The organism is Streptomyces tricolor (genome assembly GCF_002155905.1).
GTDB classification, from domain to species: domain Bacteria; phylum Actinomycetota; class Actinomycetes; order Streptomycetales; family Streptomycetaceae; genus Streptomyces; species Streptomyces tricolor.
This window is the reverse complement of sequence record NZ_MUMF01000427.1, coordinates 1-6,566: the sequence shown is the minus strand read 5'-3', so window position 1 is coordinate 6,566 and position 6,566 is coordinate 1. Positions and strand designations below refer to the sequence as shown.

The window sequence follows — 6,566 nt, the reverse complement described above, 5'->3', positions numbered from 1 at the left end:
ACCGCCCTGGTCCCCGTGGCCCTCGTCGCCCACCTGTTGCTGCGGGAGGGAGCGGGACTGCGCACCCTCGGCTTCGACCGCACCCGGCCCTGGCCGGACCTGGCCCGGGGCGCCGGTGTCGCCGCCGTGATCGGCAGCACCGGCATCGCCTTCTACCTCGCCGCCCGCGGCCTCGGCTTCAACCTCACCGTCGTACCCGAGGCACTGCCGGACGTGTGGTGGAAGTACCCGGTGCTGATCCTGTCCGCGCTGCAGAACGCGATCCTCGAAGAGGTGATCGTCGTCGGCTATCTGCTGCGCAGACTGGGCCAGCTGGGCTGGACCCCGGGGACCGCGCTGATGGCCAGTGCGGTCCTGCGCGGCTCCTACCACCTCTACCAGGGCATCGGCGGCTTCCTCGGCAACATGGCCATGGGCGTGGTCTTCGTCTGCCTGTACCGCCGCTGGGGCCGGGTCGGTCCGCTGGTCGTCGCGCACTCCCTGCTCGACATCGGCGCCTTCGTCGGCTACGCCCTCCTCGCCGGCAAGGTGGGCTGGCTGCCCACCGCCTGAGGCCGCCGTCAGGCGCGCAGCTCGCCCTCGATCACGGTCACCGCACGCCCGGTGAGCAGGGTGCGCTCGCCCCGCAGAGTGGTGCGGACCAGCCCGGTGCGGCGGGAGGCCTGGAGCCCGGTGAGGTCGTCCCGGCCGAGGCGGGGGGACCAGTGCGGCGCCAGCGCGGTGTGGGCGCTGCCGGTCACCGGGTCCTCGTCGATGCCGACGTTCGGGAAGAAGCAGCGGGAGACGTAGTCGTAGCCCAGGGCCGGGTCGGCGGCGCGGGCGGTGGCGATGATGCCGCGGGAGGAGTAGGCGCCCAGCGCCCGGTGGTCGGGGGAGAGGCCGAGCACGGTCTTCTCGTCGGCCAGCTCCACCAGCAGGTCGCCGACGTTCGGGCCGGTGTCGAAGGCGGCGACCGGCTCCGCGCCCAGCGCCTCGGCGACCCCGGCCGGGATCTCGACCGGGGTGAGCGGGGCGGTGGGGAAGTCGAGCGTGATCGAGCCGTCCTCGGCGGGCGTGGCGATCAGCACGCCGCTGCGGGTGGCGAACCGCACCGGACCCTCGTGCGCGCCGGTGGTGTGCAGGACGTGGGCCGTGGCGAGGGTGGCGTGCCCGCACATCGCGACCTCCGCGACGGGCGTGAACCAGCGCAGCGCCCAGTCCGCGTCGCCGCCCTCGGGCAGCCGGTGCGCGAACGCCGTCTCGGCGTGGTTGACCTCCATGGCGACGTTCTGGAGCCAGTCGTCGTCCGGGAAGACGTCGTCCAGGAGCAGGACTCCGGCCGGGTTGCCGGCGAAGGGGCGGTCGGTGAAGGCGTCCACGATTCGAATGCGCATGGCGCCGACGCTAGCGGCTGCGACGATCCCCGGGCCAGGCGGATTCACGCGTGCCCGACCGATTCCCGCCCGGCGCGGACGCGTGTGTGCGGCCGGGGGCCGAGCCGGGCCGCCCCGGACGACACCTTCCCGACGAGGAAGGGCCACAGCCCGCCGAACCGCGGGAGTGGCCGGGCTTCGGCTCGGCTGTCGGCGGTCGTGGAGCCGCCCTAGACTCGGAGGGACCGGCCCGGGAGCGCGGGGGCGGGGAGCTGGTGCTCCGGGTCCGGGAACCGGGGGGATGGCCACCCCAGGAGAACACGATGGTGCGGCAGACCAGACTGGCCGGCGAATCGGCGGACTACCTCGACGCCCGTGAGGAGCTGCGCCTGGCCGAGATCGACCTCATGCGCCACCGGGAGAAGGTCGCGGCCCTGCGGCGGGCGCTCCCGCAGGGGCCGCCCGTCGACGACTACGTCTTCCTCGAGGGCCCCGCCGACCTGGACGCCGGTGACACACCGGTCCGCGAGGTCGCGCTGCGGGATCTGTTCACCGCCACGGACCGCCCGCTGATCGTCTACCACCTCATGTACGGCAAGCGGCAGACCGACCCCTGTCCGATGTGTACCCTGTGGATCGACGGCTTCAACGGCATTGCCCACCACATCGCACGCAACGCCGACTTCGTCATCGCCGCGGCAGCCGACCCGCCCGCCCTGCGGCAGCACGCCCGCAACCGCGGCTGGCACCGGCTGAGGCTCCTGAGCTGCGGCGACAGCACCTTCAAGTACGACCTGGGCAGCGAGGACGAGGACGGTTGGCAGGACTCCACCCTCTCCGTCTTCACGCGCGACGGCGACGGCACGGTCCGCCATTTCTACTCCGCCCACCCCCGCATGGCCGACGACATCGACGAGCGGGGCATCGACCTCCTGGCCCCCGTCTGGCACCTCCTCGACCTGACCCCGCGGGGCCGCGGCGACTGGTACCCGAGCCTCGACTACTGACCACCCCCGCCGACCGGCAGCCGGCGGTGCTCGGTGCCGTCGGCCCTCAGCGTCGCAGCGCCGCCCGCGCCGGCAGGGTCGCCGCCAGCATGCCCAGCGCCGCCGCGCCCCCGGCGAACGCCGCGTACGTCAGCGGTGGGACGTACGGATCCTCGCCGGTCAGGCCGCGCATCATCGGGATCAGGGTGGCCGCGGCGATGGCCGTGCCCACAGCGGTGCCGGCCACCGCCACCAGCAGGCCCTCCCAGCGCAGCATGTCCAGCACCTGGCGCCTGGTGGCGCCCACGAGACGGAGCGCGCCCAGCTCGCGGCGGCGGTCGAGGACGGTCATCACGAGGGTGTTCACGGCGGCGACGGCGGCGAAGCCGCCCAGGACCGCGGCCATCGTGTAGTTGGCCCAGGCGTTCAGCTCGCGGTCGGTGCTCCGCTCGACCGCGTACCCGGACGCGGCGGTGACCTTCCCCAGCGGGGCGAGGACCGTCGCGTCGCCGCCGCGCACCAGCAGCGCGCTGTCGAAGCCCGAGGTGACGTGGGCGGCCAGGGACGCGCGGTCCATGGTCACGGCCGGGAGGCCGAGCCCGCGGGCGTACACGGCGACGACCTCGGGGCCGGCCTCGGTGCCGTCGGGAAGGTACAGCGGCAGCCTGTCGCCGACCTTCACCCCCGCCGAGACGGCGAGCGTCCTGTCGATGGCGATACGGCCCTTGCCGACCCGGTCCAGGCTGCCGCTGCGCACGTCGAGGTCCTGCACCCGCGCGAGCCGTGCGCCGGAACCGGAGATGCCCTGGGCCGCCGCGCTCTGCAGCCACCGGTCGCCGCCCGATCCGACGGGCACGAGCACCTGCGTGTCGAGCAGGCCCACGGCCGCTTCGACGCCCGGAGCGCGGGCGGCCCGTTCGACGGCCCCGGCGGGCAGCCCGGCGGGGTGCGTGACGACGTGGTCCGCGGTGATGCCGGCCCGCAGCTGCCGCGCGGCGACGTGGCTTTCGCTGGTGTGCATGAAGACGAGCGTGGACGCGAAGGCCATGGCCAGCACGATCGGGGTGAGCGCGGAGGCCAGCCGGCGGGCGTTCGTCCGGGAGTTCGCGGCGGCGAGCGCGGCGGCGGCGCCGCGCCCGCGCAGCGGCAGCCCGAACAGCGCCGCGCACAGCCGCGCCACCAGCGGACCGAGCAGCGCGACGGCGAGCATGAACAGCAGGACGACGCCGAGGGCGGCGTTGGCCGCGTCGTCCCCGGCCGAACGCGCGGCGAGGCCGGTGAGGAAACCGCCGCCGACGAGGGCGCCCAGGCCCAGCAGGGTGCGCAGCACGCCCGGTCGCAGCCGCTCCACCGACGCCTCGGTGAGCGCCTGCCCCGGCTTGATCCTCGCGGGCCGGCGCCCCGCCGCCCAGCCGGCGGCGAGCGCGGTCAGCAGCCCCGTGCCGACGGCGGCGACGAGCGGGATCCAGGAGACGCGCAGGGCCACGGCCTCCGGCACGGCCCCGCGGTCCTGGAGCTGCCCGAACCACCAGTGCGCCAGCCCGATCCCGGGCAGGCAGCCGACCAGCCCCGCGGCGGGCGCGACGAGCAGCGCCTCGGCGGCGACCGCCCGGCGGATCTGCCGCGGCGTGGCGCCGACGGCGCGCAGCAGCGCGAACTCCCGGGCGCGCTGGGCGACGGACAGCGCGACCGTGCCGGACGCCGTGAACACGGCGACCACGGCGGCGATCCCGCCGAAGGAGCCGCCGAGCCCGGTGAGCGTCTCCTTGGCGTAGCCGAGCGCGCGGTTCTCGACGGCGCCGCGGCCGTCTCCGGTGTGCACGGTGGCACCGGAACCGGCGAGCGCCTTTCTCACCCCGGCGGCGAGAGCGCCGGTGTCCGCCCCGTCCCGCGCCAGTACGGCGATGGCGTCGGCCTTGCCGGGATGCCCGGCGAGCGCGGAGGACTGGGCGTCGGCGAACCAGCCGGTGCCGCCCTCGGCCGGCTCGCCGGCTCCGGCCCGCGCCAGCCCGGAGACGCGGAAGCCGGCCCGCCCGGCCGCGGTGTCGAGCGCCACGGTGTCGCCGACGCCGGCCTGCGCGGACCGTGCGGCGGCGGCATCGAGCACGACCTCGCCGGTACGGGGCGCGGCCCCTGAGGTGAGCGCGGCGCCGGTGAAGGCGTGCGATCCCCAGCCGTGGCCCGTCAGCGTGGCACCGCCCCGGCGCACCGGGAACGTGAAGTCCGGCACCGCCGCCACCGCGCCGGGCACGCGGGCCGCCTTCCCGGCCAGCGCGGCGTCCAGGCGTGCGCGGTCCGGCAGCGGGACCGCCGACTCGGCACGGCTGTCGCCGCTGCCCGTGACCAGGCGGGCGTACTGGTCCGCCGCCGCGACGACCGGCGCCTTCGCGTACCGCTCCGGCGGCACCGAGGCACGGACGCCCGTCTCCAGGAGGATGCCGCAGGCGGAGACGATCAGCGCCGCCATCATCAGCGCGACGAAGGTGCCGGCGAACGACGCGGGTCTGCTGCGCACGGCCGCGCGGGCGAGGCCGCTCGGGACGAAGCGCTTCACGCCGCGGCCCCTGCGGTCGCCGCCGTGCGGGAGGTGAGGGCGGCCATGCGCGCCGCGATCTGCTCCGGGGAGCCGCGGTCGATCCCGCCGGCGAAGGCGCCGTGCGCGAGGAACAGCACGCGGTCGGCCCAGGCGGCGGCGGCCGGGTCGTGGGTGACCATGACGACGGTGGCGCCGAGGGTGTCCACCGCGTGCCGGAGCAGGCCGAGGACCTCGGCCGCGGTGCCGGTGTCCAGGGCGCCGGTGGGTTCGTCGGCGAACACCACGTCCGGGTCGGTGACCAGGGCGCGGGCGATGGCCACGCGCTGCTGCTGGCCGCCGGACAGCTCGCCGGGCCGGCGCCTCGCCTTGTCGGCGAGGCCGACCCGCGCGAGCATCGCCTCCGCCCGCCGCCGGTCCTGGCGCTGCCCGGCCAGCCGCATCGGGAGCAGCACGTTCTGCTCCACGGTGAGCGAGGGCAGCAGGTTGAAGGCCTGGAAGACGAAGCCGAGGCGGCTGCGGCGCAGCTCGGTGAGCTGGTTCTCGCGCATACCGGTGATCTCCGTACCGCCGAGGCGCACGGAGCCGGCCGACGGCCGGTCGAGGCCGGCGGCGCACTGGAGGAAGGTGGACTTGCCGGAGCCGGACGGGCCCATGACGGCGGTGAACGTGCCGTGGGGCAGGGCGAGGTCGATGCCCGCGAGGGCGTGTACGACCCCGGCGCCGCGGCCGTACTCCCGCCGGACTCCCCGCAGCTCGACGGCGAGACCGGAGGTGCCCTGGTCCTCCGGCCGCTCGTCCGCTTCCCGCCGCTTCCCGCGCAGCCTCATGGTCCGTCCTCTCACGATCTTTCCCAGCCGATGCCTCGACGCTACGGACCACGGACCGTGCGGAACATGGTGGTTGCAGGCGGATGCGGGGTGGGGTTATCCCGAGGGGCCGTCGCGGCGGCAAGGGGCCCCCGACTCGTTGTCCGGCTCGGACGGGCAGGCCGGTCAGCCGAGGTAGTCCGCGCGTCCCTCGTCGTCGAGTTCGAAGGGGCCTTCGGGGATGATGCAGAACTCATTGCCCTCGGGATCCGCCATCACGAGGAACCCGCCGGCGTCGTACTCCTCCAGCCGACGCCCGCCGAGCGCCTCGACCCGCTGTTGCTCCGCGGCCGGGTCGGGTGAGGTGACGTCGAAGTGCATACGGTTCTTCGCGGTCTTGGGCTCGCCGGTTCGCTGGAAGCCCAGGCCCAGGCCGTTCTCACGCTGGAGCCACACATAGGGCCCCATGCGGCCCACGACTGGCCGACCGAGCAACGCGGACCAGAACGCGGCAAGCCGCTCGGGGTCAGCGGCATCGACGATGAGGGCATTGATCTGCAGAGGTGAGTCGGCCATGCCCTGATCCTCTCAGGGCACACAGAGCCGCTCAGCGCCGGCGCCCCACGAGCGGTGCGCCGCTGACGAACCGTCGATCGGTGGCTCAGCACAGGGACGGACGGAGACAGGTCAGCCCCTCGCGGCGGCAAGGGGCTTGTCGGGCGATCGGTTCCGATATATCGTTGAGGCATCGCGAACGATACGCGATGTAGACGTGACAGATCATCGATGGAATGGAGTGATCGCGATGCGCAGCCACGGATTCGAGCGGGGACATCGGCACGAGGGCGCCGGCCGGCGGGGCATGGGCGGCTTCGGGGGGTTCGAG

At 74.9% G+C, this 6,566-nt stretch carries 6 protein-coding genes; 2 read left to right on the top strand and 4 right to left on the bottom strand.

Annotated elements, in window-relative coordinates; genetic code table 11:
• Nucleotides 1-552: CPBP family intramembrane glutamic endopeptidase (locus CCN44_RS28255; RefSeq protein ID WP_086700629.1), on the top strand; the 552-nt coding region annotated here is incomplete at its 5' end.
• An 8-nt stretch (nucleotides 553-560) separates the two neighbouring features.
• Here CCN44_RS28255 and CCN44_RS28250 read toward each other — a convergent pair.
• On the bottom strand, nucleotides 561-1,373 hold the full coding sequence (locus tag CCN44_RS28250; RefSeq protein ID WP_086700626.1) for a PhzF family phenazine biosynthesis protein: 813 nt from the start codon (nucleotides 1,371-1,373) through the stop codon (nucleotides 561-563).
• Nucleotides 1,374-1,675: 302 nt separating this feature from the next.
• On the opposite strand from CCN44_RS28250, the gene CCN44_RS28245 reads away from it, so the two are divergent.
• Nucleotides 1,676-2,359, top strand: coding sequence for a DUF899 family protein (locus CCN44_RS28245; RefSeq protein WP_202430212.1), 684 nt, complete (start codon nucleotides 1,676-1,678; stop codon nucleotides 2,357-2,359).
• A gap of 46 nt (nucleotides 2,360-2,405) precedes the next feature.
• Here the strand turns inward: CCN44_RS28245 and CCN44_RS28240 are convergent, their stop codons facing one another.
• From CCN44_RS28240 to CCN44_RS28230, 3 genes are all read right to left on the bottom strand, one after another.
• Nucleotides 2,406-4,892 carry an ABC transporter permease gene (locus CCN44_RS28240; RefSeq protein WP_086700623.1) on the bottom strand — a complete coding sequence of 829 codons (2,487 nt, stop codon included), beginning with the start codon at nucleotides 4,890-4,892 and terminating at the stop codon, nucleotides 2,406-2,408.
• A complete protein-coding gene (locus CCN44_RS28235; RefSeq protein ID WP_086700620.1) occupies nucleotides 4,889-5,701 on the bottom strand; it encodes an ABC transporter ATP-binding protein in 813 nt (270 codons plus the stop codon). Before CCN44_RS28235 ends, CCN44_RS28240 begins: the two co-directional genes overlap by 4 nt.
• 165 nt (nucleotides 5,702-5,866) lie before the next feature.
• A complete protein-coding gene (locus CCN44_RS28230) occupies nucleotides 5,867-6,256 on the bottom strand; it encodes a VOC family protein (RefSeq protein ID WP_059248114.1) in 390 nt (129 codons plus the stop codon).
• Nucleotides 6,257-6,566 lie beyond the last annotated feature (310 nt).

Coding starts and splice junctions, on each gene's coding strand:
- CCN44_RS28235 (WP_086700620.1), bottom strand. CDS start 5,701: ATGAGGCTGCGCGGGAAGCGGCGGGAAGCGGACGAGCGGCCGGAGGAC.
- CCN44_RS28250 (WP_086700626.1), bottom strand. CDS start 1,373: ATGCGCATTCGAATCGTGGACGCCTTCACCGACCGCCCCTTCGCCGGC.
- CCN44_RS28230 (WP_059248114.1), bottom strand. CDS start 6,256: ATGGCCGACTCACCTCTGCAGATCAATGCCCTCATCGTCGATGCCGCT.
- CCN44_RS28245 (WP_202430212.1), top strand. CDS start 1,676: ATGGTGCGGCAGACCAGACTGGCCGGCGAATCGGCGGACTACCTCGAC.